The organism is Neisseria sp. P0021.S006 (assembly GCF_051956895.1).
This window is the reverse complement of sequence record NZ_JBQCWZ010001130.1, coordinates 1-488: the sequence shown is the minus strand read 5'-3', so window position 1 is coordinate 488 and position 488 is coordinate 1. Positions and strand designations below refer to the sequence as shown.

At 52.5% G+C, this 488-nt stretch carries 1 protein-coding gene; it reads right to left on the bottom strand.

Annotated features, from left to right (window positions below):
- Nucleotides 1–488 (bottom strand): NAD(+) synthase (nadE, locus tag ACTHUM_RS19100; RefSeq protein WP_440403851.1); only part of this gene is annotated, 488 nt, incomplete at both ends.

Sequence of the window (488 nt, the reverse complement as noted above, 5' to 3'; positions counted from 1 at the left end):
GTGTTGCATGGCTTTGTGCAATCGGGTATAGATTGCCAAAACTTCGCGCTGTCTGCCCTCAAAATCTTCAGGCTTGTGGCTGTCGTACACGCTCATCGCCCATTCAAGTTCGGGATAAGATGCGCCCATTTGTTCTTCATCGGTACGCTCGGTATCCCAAAGTCCGTCCGTCGGTACGGCTTTTTGAATGTCTTCCGATACGTCCAGCTCGGCTGCCAACGCGTACACTTGAGTTTTGGTCAAATCGGCAATCGGGCTGATGTCCACGCCGCCGTCGCCGTATTTGGTGAAGAAACCGACGCCGAAATCTTCAATTTTGTTGCCCGTCCCCGCCACCAGCAAACTATGCAGCTGGCCGTAATAATAAAGCGTCGTCATGCGCAGGCGGCTGCATGCATTGGCAAATGCCAGCTGTTTGTTGGGAAATTCGGTTTCGCTGACGTCAACGGTATCGGCAAACGTATCGAAAGTTTGGGTCAAGTCGACAC